The sequence below is a fragment of the Gallaecimonas kandeliae genome (assembly GCF_030450055.1).
Classification (GTDB): domain Bacteria; phylum Pseudomonadota; class Gammaproteobacteria; order Enterobacterales; family Gallaecimonadaceae; genus Gallaecimonas; species Gallaecimonas kandeliae.
The window spans coordinates 2,398,492-2,420,981 of sequence record NZ_CP118480.1 but is presented as its reverse complement, the minus strand read 5'-3'; the positions used below and the strand labels follow the sequence as shown (position 1 = coordinate 2,420,981).

Sequence of the window (22,490 nt, the reverse complement as noted above, 5' to 3'; positions counted from 1 at the left end):
GCTGCTTGAGGCATAAAAAAGGGGCCTTGCGGCCCCTTTTCTCACTACCTTTCCGGCAACGTGATGTTGAGCTCCAGTACAGATAGCTCGTCGCCCCTGTGTTCCAGGGCCACCGAGATCTGCTCTGGGCTTATCTGCACGTACTTCTTGATGACCTCGAGGATGTCCCTTTCGAGGTCCGGCAGGTAATCGGGGCCTGAGCGGCGGTTGCGCTCATGGGCGACGATGATCTGCAGCCGCTCCTTGGCGAGGCTGGCGGACTTTTTCTTGCTGTCGCGGAAATAATCCAGGAAAGACATGCCTTAACCTCCGAAGATCCGTTTCAGCAGGCCCTTCTTCTCCTCGGTGACAAAACGCATGGGGCGTTCTTCGCCGAGCAGCCTGGCTACCGTGTCCAGATAGGCCTGGCCGGCATCGCTTTCCCTGTCCAGGCTCACCGGTTCGCCGGCGTTGGAGGCGCGCAGCACCGCCTGAGACTCGGGAATGACCCCCAGCAGGGGAATGGCCAGGATCTCCTGCACGTCCTCGACGCTCAGCATGTCGCCGTTGTTGACCCGGGAAGGGTTGTAACGGGTCAGCAGCAGGTGCTCCTTGATGGGCTCCTGGCCCTGCTCGGCGCGGCGGGACTTGGAGGCGAGGATGCCGAGGATGCGGTCGGAGTCACGCACCGAGGAGACCTCGGGGTTGGTGGTGACCACGGCTTCGTCGGCGAAGTAGAGAGCCATCAGGGCACCGGTTTCGATGCCGGCGGGGGAGTCGCAGAGGATGTAGTCGAAATCCTTGGCCAGGTCGTTCAGGACCTTTTCTACCCCTTCCTTGGTCAGGGAGTCCTTGTCGCGGGTCTGGGAGGCGGGCAGGATGAACAGCTTGTCCACCCGCTTGTCCTTGATCAGGGCCTGGTTGAGGTTGGCTTCACCGTTGATGACGTTGACGAAGTCGTAGACCACCCGACGCTCGCAGCCCATGATGAGGTCGAGGTTGCGAAGGCCCACGTCGAAGTCGACGATCACCGTCTTCTTGCCGGCCAGTGCCAGGCCTGTCCCGATAGCGGCGCTGGAAGTGGTCTTGCCCACCCCTCCCTTGCCGGATGTCACCACTATAATGCGCGCCATAGTTTCCTCTTCGATTCCTTAAATCGGCCCCAGGGCCAGTTGTTCTTCTTGTAACCAGAACTGCGTCGGCTGCTGCCACTGGCCACCTTGCAGATCGTCACTCAACCAATAGGTGCCGGCGATGGACACCAGCTCCGCCTCCAGCTTGCGGCAGAAGATGCGGGCCTGGGTGTCGCCGGCGGCGCCGGCGATGGCCCTGCCGCGCAGGTTGCCGTAGATGTGGATGCAACCGTCGGCGATGACCTCGGCACCGGCCCCGACCGAGCCCAGTATGATGAGATCCCTGTCCTTGGCATACAGCTGCTGGCCGGAACGCACCTGGCCTTGGTAAAGCTGGGCGGCAGGGCGTACCTTGGGCTCGTCTGCTTCGGCCTTGGCTTCCCTGGCCTGGGCGCGGCCGGGCTGCATCAGCGCCCAACCGGCTTCACGGGCCTGGCCCTTGAGGGCGTCGGGGCAGTTCACCAGCCCCACAGGCACCATGCCCTGGTCGAGGATGGCTTGGCGCAGGGCGCTCAGATCCGGCGTCTCGGCCAATTGGGCCAGATCCACCACCAGGGGGGCGCCCTGGAAGAAACCGGGGGCCTGCTGCACCTTGGCAGCCAGTTTTTCGCTAAAGGTAGGCAGATCGGCGTCGGTCAAGGCCAGTACCGACAGGGTAAAAGCGGTGCCTTTGAACAGCAATGACATGAAGCGTCCGGGCTCGCGGGTGCTTGGTCCATAGCGGCCATGGTATAGTGAGGGTCCACGCCAGGCAAGACGATGACCCCTTATGTTGTGCGCTGTTTATAAAAGTGCGAAAAAAGCCGACACCTATCTTTACATCCCCAGGAAAGACGACTTTTCCCAGGTGCCGGAGGATTTGATGGCGATCTTCGGCCGGCCTGTCTTTGTTATGCCCCTGTTACTCAAGCCCGAGCGCAAGCTGGCCAGGCTCTCCATCGAGGAGCTGACCGCCGCCTTCGATGACAAGGGCTATTACCTGCAATTGCCGCCGCCCCCCGAAGATCTCCTCAAGGCCCACAAGGCCGGGCAGGGGGCTGCATGAAGCGTTCACTGGCGGCCCTGCTGCTGTTGCTGCCGTCCCTGGCCGGCGCCGAGGAGCAGCGGGATTTTGGCACCTATGTGGCCAAGCTCAAGGCCGAAGCCCTAACCCAGGGTATCAAGCAGCAGACGGTGGACATGGCCTTTACCGACGTCAAGCTGCTTCATCGCGCCATCCAGGCCGACCGCAGCCAGCCCGAGGTGCGGCTGACCCTGGAAGGTTACCTGCACAGCACCCTGCCTGAATGGAAGGTCAAGAAGGCCCGCCAGCTGTTCAATACCCACAGGGCCGAGCTGGATAAAGTGGCCAAGGCCTACGGGGTCCAGCCCCAGTACATAGTCGCGCTTTGGGCCAAGGAGTCCAGCTTCGGCAAGGTGCAGGGCCATTTCTCGGTGATCTCGGCCCTGACCTCCCTGGCGTTCGAAGGCCGCCGCGAGTCCTTCTTCAAGGACGAGCTGTTCGCAGCCCTGAAGATCCTCGAGCAGGGCCATATCGACCTGGCCCACTTCACCGGCTCCTGGGCCGGCGCCATGGGTCAGACCCAGTTCATGCCCAGCTCCTTCCTGGCCCTGGCCGTGGACGGTGACGGCGACGGCAAGAAGGACATCTGGAACGATACCGCAGACGTCTTCGCATCCATCGCCAACTACCTGGCCAAGGCCGGCTGGAAGGACGACCAGACCTGGGGTCGCCAGGTCAAGGTACCTGCCCATTTCGACTGGGCCTTGAAGGAAGAGATCAAGTCCCTGGACGATTGGGCCAAGCTGGGCCTGCGCCGCTACGATGGCGGCCCGCTGCCCAAGGTGGACATGAAGGCCCAGCTCAAGGCCTCTGACGGCCCTGACGGCCGTATCTACCTGGTCTACAACAACTACCAGGTGCTCAAGCGCTGGAACCGCTCCGACTACTTCGCCACCGGCGTCGGCCTCCTGGCCGATCGCATCATCTGGCCACCCGTGGAGGCAAAATGATCGAGCGCTTCTGGGAAACCAAGTCGCTCAAGGAAATGAGCCAGGCAGAGTGGGAGTCCCTCTGCGACGGTTGCGGCAAATGCTGCCTGCACAAGCTCCAGGACGAGGATACCGACGAGATCTACCACACGGCCGTCTGTTGCGAGCTGCTGGATCTGCGCAGCGGCGACTGCTCCGACTACCCCAACAGGTTCAAGAAGGTCCCTGACTGCCTGCAACTCAAGCCCGACAACCTGGACAGCTTCAACTGGCTGCCGCCGAGCTGTGCCTACCGCCGCCTCTCCGAAGGCAGGGGCCTGCCCAGCTGGCACCCGCTGTTGAACGGCGGTAAGAAGCACAAGATGCACGCCGCCGACATGTCCATCCGCCACAAGACGGTCAAGGAAGGCCCTGATCTGGATCCGGCGGATTTCATCGTCCTCTGGCCACTGGAAGACGTGGATTAAGGACATAAAAAAACCGCCACTCGGGCGGTTTTTTTATGGCTTTTTAATCAGGCCTTGGCTGCTTGCCTTTGGGGCAGCAGCTGGCCGGCCAGCACCGCCAAGGCCACCAGCAGGTAGAGGCCGAAGATCACCATCATCCACTGGGGCATGGACAGGCCAAGGAACTGCCAGACGGTCTGGGTGCAGTCGCCACGGGCTTCGAACACGGCCGGCAGCCACTGGTCCACCTTGAACCAGGACGGGAAGTCGGGGATGAAGGCACATTGCTTGAAGGGGGAGGGGTCGAGCTGCAGATCCACATGCTCATAGGCGATCTTCAGGCCCCAACCGGAAGCCACCAGCCAGGCGCCCAGGCCGGAAAAGCGGACCAGGGGCTGGGCCGGGGCCAGGGCACCCAGGATACCGGCCGCGAAGATCCCCAGCACCGCCACCCGCTGATAGACGCACATGACGCAGGGCTCCAGGCGCATGCCGTACTGGAAGAAGAGGGCAACCATCTCCAGGATCAGGGCGCTGGCAGCCAGCAGCAGCCAGGGGGTTCTCATTGTGGCGAGGTGTCTGAGCATAAGGCACTCAATTTCAATGTGATAATGGGAAGCTATTAAACAGAAAAAGCCGTGCTTGCGCACGGCTTTTTGCCGACTTAATGGCCGCTTGGGATCATGGACGCACCGGGCTGGTGGTGGTTGATGAGGCCGTGGTCGTAGAGGCTCTGGGTCATGTCGGGCAGCAGCAGGTAGACGCTGGCCAGGCCCACCAGGGTCAGCACCAGGGTGTAGGGCAGGGCCATCCACACCATGCGGCCGTAGGACAGGCGCAGCAGCGGCGCCAGGGCCGAGGTCAGCAGGAACAGGAAGGCGGCCTGGCCGTTGGGGGTGGCTACGGACGGCAGGTTGGTGCCGGTATTGATGGCCACGGCCAGCATGTCGAACTGGTCACGGGTGATGGTGCCGGCGTTCAGGGCGGCGTGGACCTCGTTGATGTAGACGGTGCCGACGAAGACGTTGTCGGAGACCATGGACAGCAGGCCGTTGGCCACATAGAACATGGCCAGCTGATGGGTGCCTTCGAAGGTCAACACCCAGTCGATGACAGGCCTGAACAGCTGCTGGTCGATGATGACGGCCACTACGGTGAAGAACACGGCCAGCAGCGCCGTGAAGGGCAGGGACTCTTCGAAGGCCTTGCCGAGCTGATGCTCTTCGGTGACGCCGCAGGCGGAGGTGGTGAAGATGATGACGGACAGGCCGATGAGGCCGACGGCGGCCAGGTGCAGGGCCAGGCCGAGGATCAGCCAGACGGCCACCACGGCCTGGACATAGAGCTTGGCCTTGTCGCGGTTGCTGCGCTTGGCGTCCTGGGCCTGGGCGTAGTCCAGCAGCACCTGGCGCACGGCGCCGGGCAGCTTAGCGCCGTAACCGAACAGCTTGAATTTCTCCACCACCAGGCAGGTGGCCAGGCCGCAGATCAGCACCGGCAAGGTGACGGGGCCCATGCGCAGCAGGAACTCGACGAACTGCCAACCGGCGTTCTCGGCGATGATGAGGTTCTGGGGCTCGCCCACCATGGTGCAGACGCCACCCAGGGCGGTGCCGACGGAGGCGTGCATCATCAGGCTGCGCAGGAAGGCGCGGAAGATGTTGAGATCTTTACGGGTCAGCTCGTGGACGGCGTCGTCTGAGGTGTGGTCGTGGTCGTCATTGTGGGGGTCTGTGCCCGAGGCCACCTTGTGGTAGATGGCGTAGAAGCCGGTGGCCACGGCGATGATCACCGCCACCACCGTCAGGGCGTCGAGGAAGGCGGACAGGAAGGCGGCCGCCAGGCAGAAGGCCAGGGACAGCAGGCTCTTGGAACGGACCCTGAGCAGCATCTTGGTGAAGATGGTCAGCAGCAGATCCTTCATGAAATAGATGCCCGCCACCATGAAGATCAGCAGCAGCAGCACTTCCAGGTTGGCCAGCATCTCGGCCTTGACATGGGCCGGGCTGGTCATGCCGATGATGACCGCTTCTATGGCCAGCAGGCCGCCGGGCTGCAGCGGGTAGCATTTGAGGGCCATGGCCAGGGTGAAGATGAATTCGACGATCAGGACCCAACCCGCGAGAAAGGGGCTCAGATGGAAGAGGATGGGGTTGACGATAAGGCAGCCGACTATGGTCAGCTTGTACCAATCGGGGGCATGGCCAAGAAAGTTGGCCATCAGTGCCCGAGGCATTGAAAGGGTGGACGACATGCAAGTTCCCCAGAAGCGGATTGTGTTTGTTTTTCAGCTATCTTAAGGACAGTCAAAGCTGATTGCACTCCTACCTGTTACCTAGGATAGGCCCTTGGTCGCAAAAGCGGGCAAAAGTTTATTTTTGTGGGCGCCGCCGCTAGAATCGGCTTTCGTTATCGAATAATGACAACAGGCAGCACTACTCGCATGATTATCAAAGCGCAAAGCCCAGCAGGATTCGCTGAGGAATACATCATTGAGTCGATCTGGAACAACAGGTTTCCCCAAGGCTCAATACTGCCGGCGGAGCGTGAGCTGTCAGAGCTGATCGGCGTGACCCGTACCACGCTGCGTGAAGTGTTGCAGCGCCTGGCCCGCGACGGCTGGCTGACCATCCAGCATGGCAAGCCGACCCGGGTGAACAACTTTTGGGAAACCAGCGGCCTCAATATCCTCGAGACCCTGGCCCGCCTTGACCAGGACCGTTTCCCCGAGCTGGTGGATCACCTGCTGTCCGCCCGCACCAACATCAGCGCCATCTTCATCCGCAGCGCCCTCAAGCACGCCCCCGAGAAGGCGGTGAAGGTACTGGCCGAGGCCGAGGCCCTGGGTGAAGATCCTGTGGCCTTCGCCCTCTATGACTACCACCTGCACCACGCCCTGTCCGCCGCCAGCGGCAACCCCATCTACGTGCTGATCCTGAACGGTTTCAAGAACCTCTATAGCCGCGTCGGCAAGTTCTACTTCTCCAATCCCAAGGCCCGGGAGCTGGCGCTGAAGTACTACGCCACCCTCAAGGAGCTGGCTGCCGCCCACAAGTTCGAAGAAGCCCTGCCGGTGGTGCGCAAGTACGGCCTGGACTCCGGCCGGGTCTGGGTCAGCATGCGCTCCGATATCCCTTCCGATATCGTCGACTGAGCAGACCCTAAGAGAAAAGGCGCCGTCAGGCGCCTTTTTCATTTGAGGCTGGGTGGGCAGGAGAGTCGAGGCTCCACCTCGCCGTTGGCGTGTTCCACTTCCAGGTGCACGTCGAACTTCCACAGGTAGTAGAGGTGCTTGAGTACCTCCTGGGCCGTGCTCTCGTGCAGGGGGATGCGGTTGTGGGGCACGTAGCGCAGGGTCATGGACCTGTCGCCTCGCACATCCACCTGGTAGACCTGGATGTTGGGTTCGTTGTTGGCCAGGTTGTACTGGGCCGACAAGGTCTGGCGCACCTGGCGGTAACCGTCGTCGTTGTGGATGGCGGTCACGTCCAGGTAGTTCTTGGCGTCGTCGTCGCGGATGGCGAAGAGCCGCAGGTCCCGCATCACCTTGGGCGACAGGTACTGGCCCACGAAGGACTCGTCCTTGAAATTCTGCATCGCGAAATGCACCGCCTCCAGCCAGTTGCTGCCGGCCAGCTCCGGGAAGAAGGCCTTGTCTTCTTCCGTGGGGGCCTCGCAGATGCGGCGGATGTCCCTGAACATGGCGAAACCCAGGGCATAGGGGTTGATGCCGCTGTAGTAGGGGCTGTTGTAGTCGGGCTGGAACACCACGCTGGTGTGGGAATGCAGCACTTCCAGCATGAAGCGTTCCGTGACCTTGCCCTCGTCGTAGAGGTGGTTGAGCAGGGTGTAGTGCCAGAAGCTGGCCCAGCCCTCGTTCATCACCTGGGTCTGGCGCTGGGGGTAGAAGTACTGGGCTATCTTGCGGACTATGCGCACCACCTCCCTTTGCCAGGGCTCCAGCAGGGGGGCGTTCTTCTCGATGAAATAGAGGATGTTCTCCTGGGGCTCCTCGGGGAAGCGCCGCTCCTGCATCGTCTGCTCCTTGGGCTGGGGCAGGGTGCGCCACAGCTCGTTGACCTGGCTTTGCAGGTAGGCTTCCCGTTCTTCCTGGCGGCGTTTTTCCTCGGCCAGGGAGATCTCCGAAGGCCGTTTGTAACGGTCCACCCCGAAATTCATCAACGCATGGCAGGCGTCCAGCAACAACTCCACTTCGCGGGCGCCGTGGCGTTCCTCGCAGGCGCGGATGTAGTTCTTGGCGAACACCAGGTAGTCGATGATGCTCTCAGCGTCGGTCCAGGTCTTGAACAGGTAGTTGTTCTTGAAGAAGGAATTGTGGCCATAGCAGGCATGGGCTATGACCAGGGCCTGCATCGGCAGGCTGTTTTCCTCCATCAGGTAGGCGATGCAGGGATCGGAGTTGATGACGATTTCGTAGGCCAGGCCCATATGGCCGCGGCGGTAGGACTGCTCTGACTGGATGAATTTCTTGCCGAAAGACCAATGGCTGTAGCCGATGGGCATGCCCACCGAGCTGTATGCGTCCAGCATCTGCTCGGCGGTGATGACCTCCATCTGGTTGGGGTAAGTCTCAAGGCCATAATGCTCGGCGACCCTGGCTATCTCCTTGTCGTAGAGCACCAGGTCGTCAAAGGTCCAGTCGGGCCCGTCTGGCAGCGGCGTGCGCACTTTCGCCATATTCCCTCCTAGGCGGCCTGCTTGCGAAAGAGTTCTCTGAATACGGGATAGATATCCCCCACGTCCTGGATATGCTGGATGGCGAAGTTATGGAACTGGGCCGCCAGCCCTTCGTATTCCCGCCACAGGGTCTGATGGGATCTGTGGGTGATCTCGATGTAGCTGTAGTAACGGACGAAGGGCAGTATCTGCTCGGCCAGCAGCTTGGCGCAGGTGGGACTGTCGTCGGCCCAGTTGTCACCGTCCGATGCCTGGGCGGCGTAGACGTTCCACTGGTCCGGCGGGTAGCGCTTGCGCATGATCTCCACCATCATGGTCAGGGCCGAGCTGACGATGGTGCCCCCCGTCTCCTGGCTGTAGAAGAACTCGTGTTCGTCCACCTCCTTGGCCTGGGTGTGGTGGCGGATATAGACCACCTCTATGTGCTTGTAGGTACGGGTCAGGAAGAGGTAGAGCAGTATGTAGAAGCGCTTGGCCATGTCCTTGGTGGCCTGGTCCATGGAGCCCGACACGTCCATCAGGCAGAACATCACGGCCCGGCTGGAGGGAATGGGGATCCGCTCGAAGTTGTTGTAGCGCAGGTCGAAGGTGTCGATGAAGGGCACCTTGTCGATGGCGGCCTTGAGGGTGGCTATCTCTTCCTTGATGGCGCTGATGGCCTCCTGGGTGGCGGTGGGGTCAGCTTCCAGTTCTGCAAGCTGGGCCAGCAGTTCCTTGAGATGGCGTTTTCGCCCGGCGGTGATGGCCATGCGCCTGGCCAGGCTCTGCTTGAGGGAGCGCACCACGTTGATACGGCTGGGCACCCCCTGGTTGACGAAGCCGGCGCGGCGGTTTTCCCATTCCACCAGTTGCGCCAGCTGGCTCTTCTCCAGGTTGGGCAACTCCAGATCTTCAAACAAGAGATCCAGGTACTCGTCCTTGGAGATCTCGAACACGAAGTCGTCCTGGCCTTCGCCACTGTCCGATGCCTCCCCCTGGCCGGCGCCACCACCGCCGCCTCCGCCCTGGGGCCTGGCTATCTTGTCGCCGGGCAGGAACTGGTCGTTGCCGGGGTGGACCCGCTCCCGCAGGCCCCCCTTACCTTGGTGGAAGATGGGTTCGGAGATGTCACGGGCCGGTATGGACACCGACTCCCCCGAGTTGATGTCCTCCACCGAACGCTTGGTGATGGCGTCCGACATCGCCTTCTTGATCTGCGTCTTGTAGCGGCGCAGGAAGCGATTGCGGTTGACCGTGCTCTTGCCCTTGGCGTTTTGCCGCCTGTCGATGAAATGGGACATGGGCCCTCCTCAAGAGGATTTACGCACCCGCAGATACCAGTCGGACAGCAACCGGACCTGCTTGCGGGTGTAGCCTTTGTCCATCATCCGTTCGACAAAGTCATCGTGTTTCTTGCGCTCTTCGGCCGAGGTCTTGGCGTTGAAGGAGATGACCGGCAGCAGCTCTTCGGTGTTGGAGAACATCTTCTTCTCGATGACCGACTTGAGCTTTTCGTAGCTGGTCCAGGTGGGGTTCTTGCCGTTGTTGTTGGCCCTGGCCCTGAGCACGAAGTTGACGATTTCGTTGCGGAAATCCTTGGGATTGGAGATCCCGGCCGGCTTCTCTATCTTCTCCAGCTCGGCGTTGAGGGCGGCGCGGTCGAACAACTGGCCGGTTTCCGGATCCCGGTATTCCTGGTCCTGGATCCAGAAGTCGGCGTAGATGACATAGCGGTCGAAGATGTTCTGGCCGTACTCGGAATAGGATTCGAGGTAGGCGGTCTGGATCTCCTTGCCGATGAAGTCCACGTATTTGGGGACCAGGTAGCCCTTCAGGAATTCCTTGTAGCGCTCGGACGTTTCCTGGGGGAACTGCTCGCGGTCTATCTGCTGTTCCAGCACGAAGAAGAGGTGCACCGGGTTGGCCGCCACCTCCGAGTGGTCGAAGTTGAACACCCTGGACAGGATCTTGAAGGCAAAGCGGGTGGAAAGCCCTGTCATGCCCTCGTCGACCCCGGCGTAATCCCGGTATTCCTGGTAGCTCTTGGCCTTGGGGTCCGTGTCCTTGAGGCTCTCGCCGTCATAGACCCGCATCTTGGAAAAGAGGCTGGAGTTTTCCGGCTCCTTGAGGCGGGAAAGCACCGAGAACTGGGCCATGGTCTCCAGGGTGCCGGGGGCGCAAGGGGCCTCGGCCAGTTCGGAGTTCTCGATGAGCTTGTTGTAGATGCGGATCTCTTCGGTGACCCTCAGGCAGTAAGGCACCTTGACGATGAAGACGCGGTCGAGGAAGGCCTCGTTGTTGCGGTTGTTGCGAAACGCCTGCCATTCGGACTCGTTGGAGTGGGCCAGGATAATGCCTTGGAAGGGCAGGGCCGAGAGGCTCTCGGTGCCGTTGTAGTTACCTTCCTGGGTGGCGGTCAGCAAGGGGTGCAACACCTTGATGGGGGCCTTGAACATCTCCACGAACTCCATGATGCCCTGGTTGGCGCGGCACAGGGCGCCGGAGTAGGAATAGGCGTCGGCGTCGTTCTGGCTGAATTCTTCTAATTTGCGGATATCCACCTTGCCCACCAGGCTGGAGATGTCCTGGTTGTTCTCGTCACCGGGCTCGGTCTTGGCCACCGCCACCTGGTTGAGGATGGAAGGGTTGACCTTGACCACCCGGAACTTGGAGATGTCGCCGCCGTATTCCTTGAGGCGCTTGGCGGCCCAGGGGGACATGATCACCTCCAGGGCGCGGCGGGGAATACCGTACTCGCTGAGGAACAGCTCGGCGTCCTCGTTGGGATCGAAGAGGCAGAGGGGATGGTCCTGCACCGGCGAGCCCTTGAGCATGTAGATGGGCTCTTTCTGCATCAGGTACTTGAGCTTCTCGGCCAGGGAAGACTTACCACCTCCCACAGGGCCAAGAAGGTAGAGAATTTGTTTGCGCTCTTCCAGGCCCTGGCCAGCGTGCTTGAGGTAGGCCACTATCTGCTCTATGGATTCTTCCATGCCGTAAAATTCGGAGAAGGCCGGGTAACGGGCCACGACACGGTTGGAGAAGATGCGGGACAGGCGAGGATGTTTGGCCGTGTCCACCATTTCCGGCTCGCCTATGGCGGCCAGCAGCCGCTCGCTGGCGGTGGCGAAGGCCATCTTGTCGTGCTTACAAAGTTCGAGGAATTCTTCCAGTGAATATTCTTCCTCGCGCGCCTCCTCATAGCGCTGCCGGTAATGCTCGATAATGCTCATGACTCCCCCTGACTCAGTAATGAGATGACCGGTCAATGGTCCAGTTTCCCTATAAGCGTAGACGGGCCTTATGGATTTGCCGTTAATTTAAGGCTCGGAAATCTAAGTTAAAATTTCACATTCCCTTAAACTGGCTGCAGCTAAAGGGGAGGGTGGTGCCGGCCTGGTGGGAAAATACAAGCGGTGGATCAGGCTCTTGGCGGCCCAAATAAAAAGCCCTCCGAAGAGGGCTTTTTGACAAGGGGTCTATCGACGGGCAGATCAGCCGGCGAGGTTCTGGTTCACGAAGTCCCAGTTGACCAGGGCCCAGAAGGCTTCCATGTACTTGGGACGCAGGTTGCGGTAGTCGATGTAGTAGGCGTGTTCCCAGACGTCGACGGTCAGCAGCGGGGTGACACCCTCGGTGATGGGGCAGCCGGCGTTGGAGGTGTTGTGGATGGCCACGGAGCCGTCGGCTTTCTTCACCAGCCAGGTCCAGCCGGAACCGAAGTTGCCCACGGCGTTCTTGGTGAACTCTTCCTTGAAGGCGTCGAAGGAGCCGAAGGCGGCGTTGATGGCGTCAGCCACGGCACCGGTGGCAGCGCCGCCGCCGTTGGGGCTCAGGCAGTGCCAGTAGAAGGTGTGGTTCCAGACCTGGGCGGCGTTGTTGAAGAGGCCACCTGTGGAGGACTTGATGATGTCTTCCAGGGACTTGCCTTCGTTTTCGGTGCCGGCAGTCAGGTTGTTGAGGTTCACCACGTAGGTGTTGTGGTGCTTACCGTAGTGGTACTCCAGGGTCTCGGCAGAGATATGGGGTTCCAGGGCGTTTTTCTCGTAGGGAAGTGCAGGCAATTCGAAAGCCATGTTTCCTCTCCTTTGGTTGCGTTCGACATTGGCTCGTCGGACATTGTACTCAGAGTCCGGCGGCTGTGAATATATAAAGTGATTATTTTGTTTAGCTGGCGCTTTGCGCGGCTGGCCTCTTGGGTGTGGCGGTCAGTCACAGTACAATAGCGCCACGCACTCATTCTAGAGGTTGTCATGGACACCATCGAAGACACCATTGCACGCATCAAAGGCCAAATCGCCGAACACCACATACTGCTGTACATGAAGGGCTCCCCCAAGCTGCCCAGCTGCGGCTTCTCCGCCCAGGCTTCCCAGGCCCTGATGGCCTGCGGCGAGGCTTTCGCCTACGTGGACATACTGCAGAACCCCGACATCCGTGCCGAGCTGCCCAAGTACGCCAACTGGCCCACCTTCCCCCAGCTGTGGGTGGAAGGGGAGCTGATCGGCGGCTGCGACATCATCCTGGAAATGTACCAGCGTGGTGAGCTGCAGCCCCTGATCAAGGAAACCGCGGCCAAGCACAAGAAGGAAGAGGCGGCCGAGTAAGGCCCTGCCTTGAGAAAAAGCCCGGGCAGGTCCCGGGCTTTTTTGTCGCTGGATGTTGGCCCTAGAGCACCATGGCCGCCACCCAGCCCGCCACCAGCAGCGGCAGGTTGTAGTGGATGAAGGTGGGCAGCACCGAATCGCGGATATGGTCGTGCTGGCCGTCGGCGTTGAGGCCGGCCGTGGGGCCTACTGTGCTGTCCGAGGCCGGCGAGCCGGCGTCCCCCAGGGCCGCGGCCGTGCCGACGATGGCGGCGGTGGCGAGCGGCGAGAAGCCGAGGCTCATGCAGAGCGGCACATAGAGGGTGGCGATGATGGGCACTGTGGAGAAGCTGGAGCCGATGCCCATGGTCACGAAGAGCCCCACCAGCAGCATCAGGGCCGCCGCCATGGGCTTGGACTGCAGATCCCCGGACAGGCTCTGCACCAATGTGTCGACGGCGCCCGTGGCCTTGACCACCTCGGCGTAGCCGGAGGCGGTGATCATGATGAAGCCGATGAGGGACATCATCCGGACCCCGTCGGTGAAGGCGTCCTGGCTCTCCTTCCAGGGCACCACGCCGCCAAGGATGAAGACGCAGAAGCCCACCAGGGCGCCGAGGATCACCGAATCGGTGTAGCGCTGCAGGGCAAAGGCGATGCCCAGCGCCAGCACAGAGACGGTCAGGGTCTTCCAGTCCGGTTTGCGGTGGTCAGGCGGCTCGCCCGGCACATGGCTGGTGTCATAGTGGCGCGGCTTGCGGTAGCTGAAGAAGACGGCGATCAGCAGGCCCACCACCATGCCGAGGCCCGGGATCAACATGGCCTTGGGCAGCAGGGCCGCATCGATATGGAGGCCGTTGTTGGTGAGGTTGGGCAGCAGCAGCTTGTTGAGGAAGATGCCGCCGAAGCCCACCGGCAGCACCATGTAGGGGGTCACCAGGCCGAAGGTCATGATGCAGGCCACCAGGCGGCGGTCCACCTTGAGGTCGCTGAGCACCCCCAGCAGCGGCGGTATCAGTATGGGGATGAAGGCGATATGGATGGGCACCAGGTTCTGGGACATGATGGCCATGCTGAGGATCGCCAGCAGCAGTATGTTCTTGACCACCAGGCGGCGGCGCGGGCTGGGCGTGGCCCCCAGGCGGCCAATGATCTCGGCCGCTCCCCATTCGGTGATGCCGGAGTGGGCTATGGCCACGGCGAAGGCCCCCAGCATGGCGTAGCCTAGGGCGATCTCGGCGCCGTTGCCGAGGCCGCCGGAGAAGGCCTTGAGGCTCTCGTTGATGTCGAGGCCGCCACAAAGGCCTGCGGCCAGGGCCGACAGGGCCAGGGCCACCACCACGTTGATGCGCAGCAGGCTCAGCACCAGCAGCAGGGTGACGGAAAGGATGACGGGATTGAGTAACATCGTCTTATTTTTATTGTGGAAAAGGCCAGCCTAGCAGGGGAGCGGCCGCCTTGTCGACGCAGCCCTCGGCCGTTCGACCCGCGGCGGCGCCGCTTGGTCCCCCTGCGCGAAGCGACGCCCCTTGTGCCACGGCGGCCAGTCCTTATAATCAGCCCCTGATAAATTGCATGCCCCGGCATGCCAAACCCCCAACTGGAGAAGTGCAATGAGCGTACTCGTAGGCCGCGCTGCCCCCGACTTTACCGCTGCCGCCGTACTCGGCAACGGTGAGATCGTCGACAACTTCAACCTCAAGTCCCACATCAGCGGCAAATACGCTGTGCTGTTCTTCTACCCCCTGGACTTCACCTTCGTGTGCCCCTCGGAGCTGATCGCCTTCGATCACCGCCTGGAAGAGTTCACCAAGCGTGGCGTGGAAGTCATAGGTGTTTCCATCGACTCCCAGTTCACTCACCACGCCTGGCGTAACACCCCGGTCGACAAGGGCGGTATCGGCCAGGTTGGCTACCCCCTGGTTGCCGACGTCAAGCATGCCATCTGCCAGGCCTACGACGTAGAGCACCCCGAAGCCGGTGTTGCCTTCCGCGGCTCCTTCCTGATCGACAAGGCCGGCAACGTCCGTCACCAGGTCGTCAACGACCTGCCGCTGGGCCGTAACATCGACGAGATGTTGCGCATGATCGATGCCCTCCAGTTCACCGAAGAGCACGGCGAAGTCTGCCCTGCCGGCTGGAACAAAGGCGACAAGGGTATGAAGGCCGACGCCGACGGCGTTGCCACCTACCTGGCCGAGAACGCCGACAAGCTGTAAGGCTTGCCTGCCTCGAGAAAAGCCCGGGCCCAGCCCGGGTTTTTTTGTGTCAGTGGTCCGACAACTTTGATATAAAACAACGGCTTCATCTTTGTCTGCCGCTACCATCGCCGAAAAAGGAGTTCATCATGCGTAAAGGGCTAGTGCTGGCCGCCCTCGTCGTCGCGGCCCTGGCCGTCTGGCTGGGGCAACATTGGCTGCTCAAGGGCAGCCCCGAAGGCTTTGCCTCGGGTAACGGCAGGATAGAAGCGGTGGAACTGGACGTGGCCAGCAAGTACGGCGGCCGCCTGGACCAGCTGCTGGTCAACGAAGGGGACTTCGTCACCAAGGGCCAGATCCTGGCCAGGATGGACAGCGCCACTTTGGAAGCCCAGCTGCGCCAGGCCCAGGCCAAGGCCCGCCAGGCCGGCGACAACCTCCTGTCCGCCCAGGCCCAGGTGGAGCAGGCCCAGAGCCAGCTCAACCTGGCCGAGTTGCAGTACAAGAGGGCCAAGGAGCTGTTGGCCAAGAAGCTGGTCGCCCGCGCCCAGTATGACGAGGCCGAGTCCGGCTTCCAGGTCGCCAAGGCCAATGTCACGGCCGCCAAGGCCAGGGCGGTAGCGGCCAAGGGCGCCATAGACGAGGCCGAGGCCGGGGTCGACAGCCTCCAGTCCCAGTTGGACGAGACGGTATTGCGGGCCCCCCGCGACGGCCGTATCCAGTACCGCCTGGCCAACGTCGGTGAAGTGCTGGGGGCCGGCGGCCGGGTGCTGACCTTGCTGGATCTCACCGACGTCACCATGTCCATCTTCCTGCCCCAGACGTTGGCCGGCAAGCTGGCCCTGGGCAGTGAAGCCCGCATAGTGCTGGACGTCATCCCCGACAAGCCCATCCCCGCCACCGTCAGCTTCGTGGCCAGCGACGCCCAGTTCACCCCCAAGCAGGTGGAGACCCAAGACGAGCGGGAGAAGCTGATGTTCAGGGTCAAGGTGCGCATTCCCAAGGCCCTGCTCGAGGCCCATATCCAACAGGTGAAGACGGGCCTGCCCGGCGTGGCCTGGGTGCGCCTGGACGCCACCAAGCCCTGGCCGGCCAACCTTGAAACCCCCTTCAAGTCATGAGCGCCATCCGCCTCGAAGGGGTCAGCCACCGCTACGGCGACAACCTGGCCCTGGATGAGGCCAGCCTGCGCCTGGCGCCCGGCCAGAGCCTCGGCATCATAGGGCCGGACGGGGTCGGCAAGTCGACCCTGCTGGACCTCATCGCCGGCACCAAAGCCTTGCAACAGGGCAAGGTACAGGTGCTGGGGGCGGACATGGCCAGGCGCAGCCAGCGGCGCAAGGTCTGCGCCGACATCGCCTATATGCCACAGGGCCTTGGCAAGAACCTCTACCCCACCCTCTCGGTCTGGGAGAACATCGATTTTTTCGGCCGCCTCTTCGGCCAGGGCCGGGCGGAGCGGGAGCGCCGCGCCCGCCAGCTGCTGGAGGCCACCCACCTCTGGGCCTTTCGCGACAGGCCGGCCGGCAAGCTCTCCGGCGGCATGAAGCAGAAGCTGGGCCTCTGCTGCGCCCTTATCCACGATCCCAAGCTGCTGCTGCTGGACGAACCCACCACAGGCGTCGACCCTTTGAGCCGCCGCCAGTTCTGGACCCTGGTGGCCAAGATCCGTGAGGCCCGGCCCCAGATGAGCCTGGTGGTGGCCACCGCCTACATGGAAGAGGCCATGATGCTGGACCAGGTGATGGCCCTGGACGCCGGCAAGGTGCTGGCCCTGGACAGCCCCCAGGGGCTGCTGGCGCGCACCGGCAAGGCCGACCTCGAGGCCGCCTTCGTGGCCCTCAAGGGCGGCGACGGCCAGCCCTTCCAACCGCTGCCCCTTAAAGACGGTGGCGGCGAGCCGGCCATAGTGGCCGAGGCCCTGACCTGCCGCTTCGGCGATTTCACGGCCGTGGACCAGGTGAGCCTTAGCATAGAGAAGGGGGAGATCTTCGGCTTCCTCGGCTCCAACGGCTGCGGCAAGACCACCACCATGAAGATGCTCACAGGTCTCTTGCCCCCCACCGAGGGCAGCGCCACCATCTTCGGCGAACCGGTCACGGAGCACAGCCTGGCCATGCGCGCCAAGGTCGGCTACATGACCCAGGCCTTCTCCCTCTACGGTGAGCTGACGGTCAGGGCCAACCTGGAGCTGCACGCCAGGCTCTACGCCATCGCCGAGCCCCAGGCGCGGATAGCAGGGTTGCTGGCCCGCTTCGGCCTGGACGGCGCTGCAGAGCAGGGCGCCGAGGCCCTGCCGCTCGGCCTCAAGCAGCGCCTGCAGCTGGCCGTGGCCGTGCTGCACGGCCCCAGGCTGCTGATCCTCGACGAACCCACCTCTGGGGTGGATCCCCAGGCCCGCGACCAGTTCTGGACCTTGCTCCACGAGCTGTCCCGCCAGGAAGGGGTGACCATCTTCATCTCGACCCACTTCATGAACGAGGCGGGGCGCTGCGACCGCATCTCCCTGATGCACGCCGGCCAGGTGCTGGCCCAAGGCAAGCCGGAAGCGCTGGTGGCCGAAAGCGGCGCCGGCGATCTGGAAGGGGCCTTCATCCATTACCTGGAGGCTGCCCAGCCGCCCCAGGAGAGTGGCGACCTGGGGGGCGAGGTTGAAACCGAGGGCAGGGCGGTGGCCCCCTTCTCCTTGAAGCGGCTCTGGGCCTATGCCCGCCGCGAGTCCATGGAGATCAAGCGCGACCCCATCCGCCTGGCCTTTGCCCTGCTGGGCACCTTGCTGCTGATGGTGGTGTTCGGCTACGGCATCTCCTTCGACGTGGAGCACCTACCCTTCGCCGCCTTCGACCAGGATCAGAGCCCCTCGAGCCGGGCCTACCTGGAGGAGTTCCGCGGCTCCCGTTACTTCCAGGAACAGGCCCCGGTGGCCAGCGAGCAGGAGGCCATGGCGCGGCTGCGTAGCGGCAAGCTGCGGCTGGTGCTGGCCATACCGCCGGGCTTTGGCCGCGATCTCAAGGCCGGGCGCCACCCCCAGGTAGCGGCCTGGTTGGACGGCGCCATGCCCTTTCGCGGCGAGACGGCGAGAGGCTATGTGCTGGGGGTGCACCAGCAGTTCCTGGCAGACCGGCAGCTGGCCGGCCCCAATCCTGTCGATCTCGAGCTGCGCTTTCGCTACAACCAGGCCTTCAAGAGCGTCAACGCCATGGTGCCCGGGGTGCTGATGCTGCTGCTGGCCGTGATCCCGGCCATCCTCACTGCCGTCGGCGTGGTGCGGGAAAAGGAGCTGGGCTCCATCCTCAACCTCTACGCCACCCCTGTGACGCGCCTGGAGTTCCTGCTCGGCAAGCAGCTGCCCTATGTGCTCATCGCCTGCGTCAACGGCCTGACCATGCTGCTGCTGGCCCTCTGGCTCTTCCAGGTACCGGTCAAGGGCAGCTTCCTGGCCTTGGGGCTGGGGGTGCTGCTCTATGTCACCGCCACCACCGGCTTTGGGCTGCTCATCTCCGCCTTCGTGCGCACCCAGGTGGCGGCGCTCTTCGCCGCCGCCATCCTCTCCATACTGCCGGCCGTGAACTTCTCCGGCTTCATCGTGCCCCTGGCCTCCATGACGGGGGTGGCCAAGTGGATGGGGGTCCTGTTCCCGCCCGCCTATTTCCATACCCTCAGCGAAGGGGTCTTCGCCAAGGGCCTGGGGCTGGCCGAGCTGGTCCCCAGCCTGCTGGCCCTGGCGGCCTTTGCCGTACTCTTCGTGGCCCTGGCGGTGTCGGTGATGAAGGAGCAGGAGTCATGAGCCCAAGCCCATGGCCCCTCGAGGAGGGCTCCTTATGAAATGGCGCAACGTCTATGCCCTGGGGGTCAAGGAGCTGTGGAGCCTCTTGAAGGATCCGGTGATGATGGTGCTGATCCTTTACACCTTCACCCTGGCCCTCTACGCCATCAGCAAGGGCGCCAACACCGATGTGCGCAATGCCGCCATAGCGGTGCAGGACCTTGACCAGAGCCCGCTCTCGGCCAGGCTCACCGAGGCCTTCCTGCCCCCCTATTTCCGCCCCGCCGTCCAGGTGCAGGGGGACGGCGAGCTGGACCGGCTGCTGGAGCAGGGCAAGGTCACCTTCGCCCTGCAGATCCCGCCCCGCTTCTCCGCCGATCTCCACGCCGGCCGCCATCCCGAACTGGGGCTGCAGGTGGATGCCAGCGCCATCAGCCAGGCCGGCACCGGCGCCGGCTACATCAAGGCGATACTGGCCCAGACCCTGGCCGAGGCCTTCGGCCAGGACCAGGTGCCGGCGGTGGCGCTGGTGACCCGCGCCTATTTCAACCCCAACCTCAACACCGGCTGGTTCATGGCGGTGATGCAGCTCATCAACAACGTCACCCTGCTGGCCATCATCCTCACCGGCGCCGCCGTTATCCGCGAGCGGGAGCACGGCACCTTGGAGCACCTCTTGGTGATGCCGCTCTCGGCCATGGAGATCATGCTGGCCAAAGTCTGGGCCAACGGCCTGGTTATACTGCTGGCGGCGGTCGTCTCCCTCTACGCCATGGTCGAAGGGGTGCTGGGGGTGCCCATCAACGGCTCTGTGCCGCTGTTCGTGCTGGGCTCTTTGGTCTACCTGGGGGCCGTCACCTCCCTTGGGATCTGGCTGGCGACCCTGGCCCGCACCATGCCCCAGTTCGGCCTGCTGGCCATTCCCGTGTTCGTGGTGATGCAGCTGCTCTCCGGCGGCATTACCCCCCTGGACTCCATGCCGGTCGTGCTCCAGTACCTGATGCAGCTGCTGCCCTCCACCCACTACGTGGCCCTGGCCCAGGCGGTGCTCTACCGGGGCGCCGGCCTTGCCATCATCTGGCCCCAGCTCTTGGCCGTGGCCTTGAGCGCCCTGGTCTTCTTCGCCCTGGCGCTGGGCCGCTTTCGCAAGATGGTCAGCGGCTGAGGCTTTGACTTCCCCCCGGTGGCGCGGCAAGGTGGGGCTCCCTTCCCTGGAGGTCCAGCTTGTCGCGCCTTAACGCCTGGGCAGCCCTGTTGCTGCTGTCGCTGCTGTTCACCCTGCCCCTCGAGGCCCTCAAGCTGCCCGCCGCCCTGCTGCTGGGGCCCATGCTGGCCGCCATGGTGCTGGGGGTGAGGGACGCGCCCCTGGCCCTGCCCAAGGCCGGCTACTCGCTGGCCCAGGTGTTGATCGGCCTGATGGTGGCGGCCAGCATCTCCCTGGGGCTGCTGCACAGCCTCAAGAGCCAGTTGCCCCTCTACCTGCTGGTGGTGCTGGCGATACTGGTGCTGAGCGGCCTGATCGGCTGGTGGCTGTGCAAGGGGCCCTGGTTGCCCGGCACCACGGCCCTTTGGGGCATATTCCCCGGCGCCGCCTCGGCCATGGTGATGATGGCCCAGAGCGGCGGCGCCGACATGGGCCTGGTGGCCTTGATGCAGTACCTGAGGGTGCTGCTGGTGGCCCTGAGCGCCTCCCTGGTGGCCCATGTTGTGGGCACGGCTCCCCATGAACTCCAAGTCCCGCCCTGGGACGGCCTGGGCTTTGCCCTGACGGCGCTGCTGGCCCTCGCCCTGATGCTGGCCGGGCGGCGCTTCAAGCTGGCGGCGGCCCCTTTCCTCCTGGCCATGGGCCTGGGGGCGGCGCTGCACCTGGGGCTGGGATTTGAGCTGGTGCTGCCGCCCTGGCTGCTGGGGGCCGCCTATGTGGTGCTGGGCTGGCAGGTGGGCCTTGGCTTTACCCGCGAGACCCTGGCCTTGGCGAGGAAGGCGCTGCTGCCCATGCTGCTGGCCATAGGCCTCCTGATGGGGCTTTGCGCCCTTATCGGCCTGGTGCTGGTGTGGCTGCTGGGGGTCTCGCCCCTTACCGCCTATCTTGCCACCAGCCCCGGCGGCATGGACGCCATCGCCATCATCGCCGCCGGCAGCGGCGTCAACCTGCCCTTCGTGATGGCTATCCAGACGCTGCGCTTTGTCTTGATTTTGCTGTTTGGACCCAGTTTGGCGGCCTTCTTGGCGAGGCGTTTCGAGCGAAGGCAGGCCCGCTTGGGGCCGCCTTGAAAAAAGAGGTGCTTGGCACCTCTTTGGGGTCTTCAGGGGGCGACGAGAGTCAGGCAGTCACCGCCCGTGGTGGAGCCGTTCATAAAGAAGATGGCGGTGTCGAAGCACCACTTGGGGGCACTGACCGAAACGGAATAGTTGTCGGCGATATGCCCCTCGACGCCGTCAGGGTTCCTCGGCGACTTGAGGTTGAGGGCGTTGCCGTTGCCGTCGCAGGCAGTGTCGTCGACGTCCCTGAACGGATGCTCGGGGTAGGCCCAGTCGCCCATTATCCAGTCGCTCTGTGAGCCGTCGGCGTACTTGGCCACCACGAAGATGGGGATCTTGCGCAGCACGGGCATGAACTTGTTGCTGATGTTATCCCAGATGCCGGAGGCGAAGTTGAGGCTGAGCAGCTTGGAGACCTGGCTCCCGCCCATGGTTGGGTGGTTCAGCACCGCCTGGACGCTGCTGGTGTCGACGCCGTTGAGGGAGGCCGGGATCTGCAGGGTCTTGGCAAAGGGCTGGTTGGCGTAGCTGTTCTTGCAGCTGTCCACGGTGGCGTTTTGACCCTGGGCCTTGTACGCCATCAGGGCGCTCATGAAATTCCTGGCCTCGGCCGGCACCGTCATCTGGTCGGCGAATTTCATCTGGGAGCCGGGCTCGGTTTCCCACATCACCAGGTAGGCCCGCAGTTCGCCGGTGTTGATGTTGGCCAGCACCACTTCCTCGTTCTTGAAGGCTTCTGAGATGGCCGCCCGCTCGAAGCTGTAGTCGCTGGAGCAGTCGTTGCAGAACTCGAAGTGGTAGCCGAGGGCGTCGAAGTCTTCCCTGTCGTAGCCATAGGAGAGGCAGGAGATCAGGGTCAGACCCAGGGCCAGTATTTTCGCTATCTGTCGCATGGATATTCCTTTTTTATGTGTTTTTCCGTGGCGTTGCGTTGATCGCCGCCCTTGGGCGGCAGCGCGCTATACCCTTAGCACGGGGTGTACATTTGTTGCAAATATGTAGGTTTTGTTGCCGTTTGGGGGGCTTGGTAGCCGTAAGCTGGGCGCTTGCCCTGAGTGCTCTGCTATCTTTGGTTGCTGCTGTTGGAGTAGGGCAGTGAGGTGGTAAGTGCTCTCCCCATGCAGCTAAGGAAGATGCGATCCACATTAAAAGGAGATTTGCATGGCCGTTAAACATACCCCCACTGGTGTTGTACATAAGGGAGCCAAAGGCGGGACGACCGGATGTGGCACCGATACCAAGAAGCACGCCGATCACTGGGTATCATCCAGTGAAAAGGTAACCTGCGATAAGAATGGCTGTAAGAACTAAGCCGTTCTTTGGCTTGTAGCCTCGCCATGGCGGGGCTTTTTAGTCTCTATTGCATTTACCCTGATAACGCCTTTATTCGCCGGGTCCCGGCCCGGCAGGCGGTTTAACCAGCCCCTTGCTAATGAAACTCAGTCATTGCC

At 62.8% G+C, this 22,490-nt stretch carries 21 protein-coding genes; 10 read left to right on the top strand and 11 right to left on the bottom strand.

Translation table 11 applies throughout. The features are described from left to right. Positions 1-44 precede the first annotated feature (44 nt). The 3 genes from minE to minC are packed head-to-tail and all read right to left on the bottom strand — an operon-like array spanning position 45 to position 1,799. Positions 45-299: a cell division topological specificity factor MinE gene (gene minE, locus PVT67_RS12040; RefSeq protein WP_301493859.1), complete on the bottom strand. Its 255-nt coding sequence runs from the start codon at positions 297-299 to the stop codon at positions 45-47. A 3-nt stretch (positions 300-302) separates the two neighbouring features. Then, on the bottom strand, positions 303-1,112 hold the full coding sequence (minD, locus tag PVT67_RS12035) for a septum site-determining protein MinD (RefSeq protein ID WP_301493858.1): 810 nt from the start codon (positions 1,110-1,112) through the stop codon (positions 303-305). A gap of 18 nt (positions 1,113-1,130) precedes the next feature. Next, positions 1,131-1,799 carry a septum site-determining protein MinC gene (minC, locus tag PVT67_RS12030; protein WP_301493857.1) on the bottom strand — a complete coding sequence of 223 codons (669 nt, stop codon included), beginning with the start codon at positions 1,797-1,799 and terminating at the stop codon, positions 1,131-1,133. A gap of 82 nt (positions 1,800-1,881) precedes the next feature. Here minC and PVT67_RS12025 point away from each other — a divergent pair, with 82 nt between their 5' ends. The 3 genes from PVT67_RS12025 to PVT67_RS12015 are packed head-to-tail and all read left to right on the top strand — an operon-like array spanning position 1,882 to position 3,571. Beyond that, entirely contained in the window at positions 1,882-2,157 is a 276-nt protein-coding gene (locus PVT67_RS12025; RefSeq protein ID WP_301493856.1) for a YcgL domain-containing protein, read from the top strand. After that, entirely contained in the window at positions 2,154-3,125 is a 972-nt protein-coding gene (locus tag PVT67_RS12020; RefSeq protein ID WP_301493855.1) for a lytic murein transglycosylase, read from the top strand. Before PVT67_RS12025 ends, PVT67_RS12020 begins: the two co-directional genes overlap by 4 nt. Continuing rightward, entirely contained in the window at positions 3,122-3,571 is a 450-nt protein-coding gene (locus tag PVT67_RS12015) for a YcgN family cysteine cluster protein (protein WP_301493854.1), read from the top strand. The genes PVT67_RS12020 and PVT67_RS12015 overlap by 4 nt, the downstream gene beginning before the upstream one ends. A 47-nt stretch (positions 3,572-3,618) precedes the next feature. Here the strand turns inward: PVT67_RS12015 and dsbB are convergent, their stop codons facing one another. After that, positions 3,619-4,137, bottom strand: coding sequence for a disulfide bond formation protein DsbB (dsbB, locus tag PVT67_RS12010; protein WP_301493853.1), 519 nt, complete (start codon positions 4,135-4,137; stop codon positions 3,619-3,621). A 77-nt stretch (positions 4,138-4,214) separates the two neighbouring features. After that, a complete protein-coding gene (nhaB, locus tag PVT67_RS12005) occupies positions 4,215-5,804 on the bottom strand; it encodes a sodium/proton antiporter NhaB (protein ID WP_301493852.1) in 1,590 nt (529 codons plus the stop codon). A 189-nt stretch (positions 5,805-5,993) separates the two neighbouring features. On the opposite strand from nhaB, the gene fadR reads away from it, so the two are divergent. Next, a complete protein-coding gene (gene fadR, locus PVT67_RS12000; protein ID WP_301493851.1) occupies positions 5,994-6,704 on the top strand; it encodes a fatty acid metabolism transcriptional regulator FadR in 711 nt (236 codons plus the stop codon). A 38-nt stretch (positions 6,705-6,742) separates the two neighbouring features. On the opposite strand, the gene PVT67_RS11995 is transcribed toward fadR, so the two are convergent. The 4 genes from PVT67_RS11995 to sodB form a co-directional block, all read right to left on the bottom strand. Then, complete coding sequence (locus tag PVT67_RS11995; protein ID WP_301493850.1) at positions 6,743-8,248, bottom strand: SpoVR family protein; 1,506 nt, start codon at positions 8,246-8,248, stop codon at positions 6,743-6,745. Between the two features lie 8 nt (positions 8,249-8,256). Further along, positions 8,257-9,528 (bottom strand): YeaH/YhbH family protein, encoded by a 1,272-nt coding sequence (locus tag PVT67_RS11990; protein WP_301493849.1) that lies wholly within the window; start codon positions 9,526-9,528, stop codon positions 8,257-8,259. Positions 9,529-9,537: 9 nt separating this feature from the next. Continuing rightward, on the bottom strand, positions 9,538-11,460 hold the full coding sequence (locus tag PVT67_RS11985) for a PrkA family serine protein kinase (protein WP_301493848.1): 1,923 nt from the start codon (positions 11,458-11,460) through the stop codon (positions 9,538-9,540). A gap of 261 nt (positions 11,461-11,721) precedes the next feature. Further along, positions 11,722-12,303: a superoxide dismutase [Fe] gene (gene sodB / locus PVT67_RS11980; RefSeq protein ID WP_301493847.1), complete on the bottom strand. Its 582-nt coding sequence runs from the start codon at positions 12,301-12,303 to the stop codon at positions 11,722-11,724. Between the two features lie 177 nt (positions 12,304-12,480). On the opposite strand from sodB, the gene PVT67_RS11975 reads away from it, so the two are divergent. After that, positions 12,481-12,834 (top strand): Grx4 family monothiol glutaredoxin, encoded by a 354-nt coding sequence (locus PVT67_RS11975; RefSeq protein ID WP_301493846.1) that lies wholly within the window; start codon positions 12,481-12,483, stop codon positions 12,832-12,834. A 61-nt stretch (positions 12,835-12,895) separates the two neighbouring features. Here the strand turns inward: PVT67_RS11975 and PVT67_RS11970 are convergent, their stop codons facing one another. Further along, positions 12,896-14,221 carry a Na+/H+ antiporter family protein gene (locus PVT67_RS11970; RefSeq protein ID WP_301493845.1) on the bottom strand — a complete coding sequence of 442 codons (1,326 nt, stop codon included), beginning with the start codon at positions 14,219-14,221 and terminating at the stop codon, positions 12,896-12,898. Between the two features lie 205 nt (positions 14,222-14,426). Between PVT67_RS11970 and PVT67_RS11965 the strand changes: the two genes are divergently transcribed. The 5 genes from PVT67_RS11965 to PVT67_RS11945 all read left to right on the top strand — a co-directional run bounded on the left by PVT67_RS11965 (position 14,427) and on the right by PVT67_RS11945 (position 21,051). Beyond that, positions 14,427-15,032, top strand: a complete 606-nt coding sequence (locus tag PVT67_RS11965; protein ID WP_301493844.1) for a peroxiredoxin — start codon at positions 14,427-14,429, stop codon at positions 15,030-15,032. A gap of 128 nt (positions 15,033-15,160) precedes the next feature. Then, positions 15,161-16,132 carry an HlyD family secretion protein gene (locus PVT67_RS11960; protein WP_301493843.1) on the top strand — a complete coding sequence of 324 codons (972 nt, stop codon included), beginning with the start codon at positions 15,161-15,163 and terminating at the stop codon, positions 16,130-16,132. Continuing rightward, the gene (gene rbbA / locus PVT67_RS11955) at positions 16,129-18,798 is read left to right on the top strand and encodes a ribosome-associated ATPase/putative transporter RbbA (RefSeq protein WP_301493842.1); all 2,670 of its coding nucleotides are present in this window, start codon (positions 16,129-16,131) and stop codon (positions 18,796-18,798) included. Before PVT67_RS11960 ends, rbbA begins: the two co-directional genes overlap by 4 nt. Before the next feature lie 34 nt (positions 18,799-18,832). Next, positions 18,833-19,942 carry an ABC transporter permease gene (locus PVT67_RS11950; protein ID WP_301493841.1) on the top strand — a complete coding sequence of 370 codons (1,110 nt, stop codon included), beginning with the start codon at positions 18,833-18,835 and terminating at the stop codon, positions 19,940-19,942. Between the two features lie 59 nt (positions 19,943-20,001). After that, the gene (locus PVT67_RS11945) at positions 20,002-21,051 is read left to right on the top strand and encodes an AbrB family transcriptional regulator (RefSeq protein ID WP_301493840.1); all 1,050 of its coding nucleotides are present in this window, start codon (positions 20,002-20,004) and stop codon (positions 21,049-21,051) included. Between the two features lie 32 nt (positions 21,052-21,083). Here the strand turns inward: PVT67_RS11945 and PVT67_RS11940 are convergent, their stop codons facing one another. Next, complete coding sequence (locus PVT67_RS11940) at positions 21,084-21,932, bottom strand: hypothetical protein (RefSeq protein WP_301493839.1); 849 nt, start codon at positions 21,930-21,932, stop codon at positions 21,084-21,086. Positions 21,933-22,490: the final 558 nt, after the last annotated feature.

What these genes read in the sequence shown, in the direction of transcription:
- minE (WP_301493859.1), bottom strand. Translation starts at nt 299, where the DNA reads ATGTCTTTCCTGGATTATTTCCGCGACAGCAAGAAAAAGTCCGCCAGC.
- minD (WP_301493858.1), bottom strand. Translation starts at nt 1,112, where the DNA reads ATGGCGCGCATTATAGTGGTGACATCCGGCAAGGGAGGGGTGGGCAAG.
- minC (WP_301493857.1), bottom strand. Translation starts at nt 1,799, where the DNA reads ATGTCATTGCTGTTCAAAGGCACCGCTTTTACCCTGTCGGTACTGGCC.
- PVT67_RS12025 (WP_301493856.1), top strand. Translation starts at nt 1,882, where the DNA reads ATGTTGTGCGCTGTTTATAAAAGTGCGAAAAAAGCCGACACCTATCTT.
- PVT67_RS12020 (WP_301493855.1), top strand. Translation starts at nt 2,154, where the DNA reads ATGAAGCGTTCACTGGCGGCCCTGCTGCTGTTGCTGCCGTCCCTGGCC.
- PVT67_RS12015 (WP_301493854.1), top strand. Translation starts at nt 3,122, where the DNA reads ATGATCGAGCGCTTCTGGGAAACCAAGTCGCTCAAGGAAATGAGCCAG.
- dsbB (WP_301493853.1), bottom strand. Translation starts at nt 4,137, where the DNA reads ATGCTCAGACACCTCGCCACAATGAGAACCCCCTGGCTGCTGCTGGCT.
- nhaB (WP_301493852.1), bottom strand. Translation starts at nt 5,804, where the DNA reads ATGTCGTCCACCCTTTCAATGCCTCGGGCACTGATGGCCAACTTTCTT.
- fadR (WP_301493851.1), top strand. Translation starts at nt 5,994, where the DNA reads ATGATTATCAAAGCGCAAAGCCCAGCAGGATTCGCTGAGGAATACATC.
- PVT67_RS11995 (WP_301493850.1), bottom strand. Translation starts at nt 8,248, where the DNA reads ATGGCGAAAGTGCGCACGCCGCTGCCAGACGGGCCCGACTGGACCTTT.
- PVT67_RS11990 (WP_301493849.1), bottom strand. Translation starts at nt 9,528, where the DNA reads ATGTCCCATTTCATCGACAGGCGGCAAAACGCCAAGGGCAAGAGCACG.
- PVT67_RS11985 (WP_301493848.1), bottom strand. Translation starts at nt 11,460, where the DNA reads ATGAGCATTATCGAGCATTACCGGCAGCGCTATGAGGAGGCGCGCGAG.
- sodB (WP_301493847.1), bottom strand. Translation starts at nt 12,303, where the DNA reads ATGGCTTTCGAATTGCCTGCACTTCCCTACGAGAAAAACGCCCTGGAA.
- PVT67_RS11975 (WP_301493846.1), top strand. Translation starts at nt 12,481, where the DNA reads ATGGACACCATCGAAGACACCATTGCACGCATCAAAGGCCAAATCGCC.
- PVT67_RS11970 (WP_301493845.1), bottom strand. Translation starts at nt 14,221, where the DNA reads ATGTTACTCAATCCCGTCATCCTTTCCGTCACCCTGCTGCTGGTGCTG.
- PVT67_RS11965 (WP_301493844.1), top strand. Translation starts at nt 14,427, where the DNA reads ATGAGCGTACTCGTAGGCCGCGCTGCCCCCGACTTTACCGCTGCCGCC.
- PVT67_RS11960 (WP_301493843.1), top strand. Translation starts at nt 15,161, where the DNA reads ATGCGTAAAGGGCTAGTGCTGGCCGCCCTCGTCGTCGCGGCCCTGGCC.
- rbbA (WP_301493842.1), top strand. Translation starts at nt 16,129, where the DNA reads ATGAGCGCCATCCGCCTCGAAGGGGTCAGCCACCGCTACGGCGACAAC.
- PVT67_RS11950 (WP_301493841.1), top strand. Translation starts at nt 18,833, where the DNA reads ATGAAATGGCGCAACGTCTATGCCCTGGGGGTCAAGGAGCTGTGGAGC.
- PVT67_RS11940 (WP_301493839.1), bottom strand. Translation starts at nt 21,932, where the DNA reads ATGCGACAGATAGCGAAAATACTGGCCCTGGGTCTGACCCTGATCTCC.